The sequence below is a fragment of the Hymenobacter sp. IS2118 genome (assembly GCF_000715495.1).
GTDB lineage: Bacteria > Bacteroidota > Bacteroidia > Cytophagales > Hymenobacteraceae > Hymenobacter.
The window spans coordinates 1-2,535 of record NZ_JNLX01000042.1; the positions used below are offsets into that span (position 1 = coordinate 1).

At 71.3% G+C, this 2,535-nt stretch carries 2 protein-coding genes; both read left to right on the forward strand.

Annotated elements, in window-relative coordinates; all coding sequences use genetic code 11:
• The first annotated feature begins 283 nt into the window (after positions 1-283).
• Entirely contained in the window at positions 284-685 is a 402-nt protein-coding gene (locus GM79_RS02270) for a hypothetical protein (protein ID WP_035558604.1), read from the forward strand.
• 110 nt (positions 686-795) lie between these two features.
• Positions 796-2,535, forward strand: a 1,740-nt coding sequence (locus GM79_RS02275) for a tetratricopeptide repeat-containing sensor histidine kinase (RefSeq protein WP_152559786.1), incomplete at its 3' end; no start/stop codon positions are given.

Genomic DNA, 2,535 nt, shown 5'->3' on the forward strand with positions numbered 1-2,535 from the left:
CGCCCCGCGCCAGGGGCGCGCGCCGGGCCGCCCCACCTAGCCCGCCGCGCGCCCCTCCCCTCCCCAAACGGCGGACCATGCAAAAATCACCCTCTACCTGTCAGCAGGTTAGCGTAGCTGTACCCACTTTGTCTACGCTCCCATTTAGGAAACAGCGCGGCCACCGGCGCAGGTTCGGGCTGCCGGGGCTGGTCGACCACCGCCCCGGCAGCCCGAACCCTTCGGCCACCGCGCCGCCGCACGGCGGGGCGGATTTTGCCTGACTTTTTTTATTCCTGATTCGATGCTAAACCGTTACCTCCTCGCCCCGCTGGCCGCCCTGCTGCTGGCCACCGCCCCCCACCTCGCCCAGGCCCAGACCGGGGGCGTGGGCATCGGCACCACCGCCCCCGATGCCTCGGCGGCCCAGGATATTGTGAGCACCGGAAAGGGCCTGCTGCCGCCGCGCGTGGCCGCCGCCGCCGGCACCACCGTGCCCGGCGCGACCAGCGTGAACGTGACGGCCTTCGTGGACCAAGTGGAAATCCTGAAACCAATACCAGGGCCGTGGTGGCCAGTGCCTTGCCCGACGCCGGCTACGAGGCATTTATCGCTCTCCTCACCTTTGGCAACTACGGCCTCTGCCTTTGGGATAAATGACGACAACCGGAGGAGGAGCGGCGGGCAGGGAAAAGGCTGGAACTAGCTACCCGCCCGTCCCGACGGCGGCCGCGAACGGCCTGTTTTCGGGCATAAGAGAGTAGCTTAGCGGAACTATCAGAACAGCCGGCTGGCGCAATGATTCTCCCACTGCAATTGCTCCCGACCCTTCCCCGCGCCGTGGCGGGGTGGAAAAAGCGCCAATTCGGTTCGCTGGCGCGGGTGCTGGTGGGCTGCCTGGCAGGCTGCCTGAGTGGCCCACTGCCGGTGCTGGCCGCCCCGCCCCTGCCCCCCGACAGCCTGCGGGCCCGGCTGCGCCGCCCCGGCCTGCCCGACACGGCGCGGGTGCGTACCTACTGGCTACTGGCGCGGGCACTGCGCGGCGTGCAGCTCGACAGCGCCCGCCACTATGCCCTGCGGAGCGTGGCCCTGGCCCGGCGCATTGACGACGCGCCGGGGCTGACCTATGCCCTGAACGCGCTGGCCAGCAGCGAATACCACCGGGGCGACTACCCCGCCGCCCAACGGGCCTACGAGGCCACCCTGGCCGCCGCCCGCCGCGCCAACCTCTGCCCCCTTACGGGCCTGGCCTATTCGGGCCTGGGCATCGTGGCCGATGCCATGAATAACGTGCCGGGGGCCGTGGCGTACTTCGAGCAGGCACGGGCCGTGTACGCCGGGTGCCGCCCCGCCATCCCCGACCGGGAGGTGGGCGTGCTCACCAACATCGGCAACACCTACCTGCAGGTGAAGCAATACAACCGGGCCGACCGCCCTTTGCGGCAGGCCCTGGCCCTGGTTAGCTCCCGCACCACCCCCCCCGACCTGCTCAACCTGCTCGACCTTATCGGGCTGCTCCAACTGGCCCAGCACCATCCCGACTCGGCCGCCGCCACCTTCGGGCGTGAGCTGCGCCTGGCCCGTGCCACCCACGAGGGCCGCTTCGAAACCTACGCCGTGGGCAACCTGGCGGCTACCCGCCTGGCGCTGGGCCAGCCGGCGGCGGCCCTGCCCTACGCCCGGCAAGCCCTGCGCCTGGCCCGTGAAACCGGCGACCAGTCGCAGGTGGTGGAGTATAGCCTGGTGCTGGCCAAAGTGCTGCACGCCCTGCGCCGCCCCGAAGCCTTCGACACCCTGCTGGGCTACACGGTGCTGCACGACGCGCTGAAAAGCCGGGCCCGCAACGAGGAAATCGTGCGCCAGCAAACGCTGCTGGGCGTGGCCGAGCAGCAGGCCCGCATCCGGGCGCTCCGCCAGCAGCGGCGCATCAGCCAGCTGCGGGCCGAGCAGCAGGCCGTCCGCGCCCGGCAGTACGGGGGGGTGGCCGGCGCGCTGCTGCTCCTGCTGCTGGGGGGCGGGGCACTGCTGCTGGCATTGCAGCGCTCGCGGCACCGGCTGCAAGCCTCCGAAACCGCGCTGCGCCAGGCCAACAGCACCCAAAAAGAGCTGATGCGCATCATCGGCCACGATTTGCGGGGGCCGGTGGGCGTGTTTCAGCAGGTGGCACCGCTGCTGCGGGAAGCGCTGGAAACCGGGGCACCCGGCGAGGCGGCGGAGCTGGTGCAGGAGCTTGACGCCACCGCCCAGCACGTGGGCGCGCTGGTCGACAACCTGCTCGACTGGGCCCGGTTGCAAACCGGCCTGCTGACCAGCCACCCCGGACGGCTGCGAGCCGCCCCGGCCGTGCAAGGGGTGGCGCAGCTCTACGCGCCGGTGGCGCAGCGCAAGGGCATTGCCGTGGGCCTCGACGCGGCGGCCGGGGCCTGGGCCTGGGCCGATTTGAACCTGCTCACCGCCGTGCTGCGCAACCTGCTGGCCAACGCCATCAAGTTTACGCCGGCGGGCGGGGCGGTGACGCTGACGGCGCGGGCCACGGCCACCGGCGTGCGCTTCGGC

Coding starts and splice junctions, on each gene's coding strand:
- GM79_RS02270 (WP_035558604.1), top strand. CDS start 284: ATGCTAAACCGTTACCTCCTCGCCCCGCTGGCCGCCCTGCTGCTGGCC.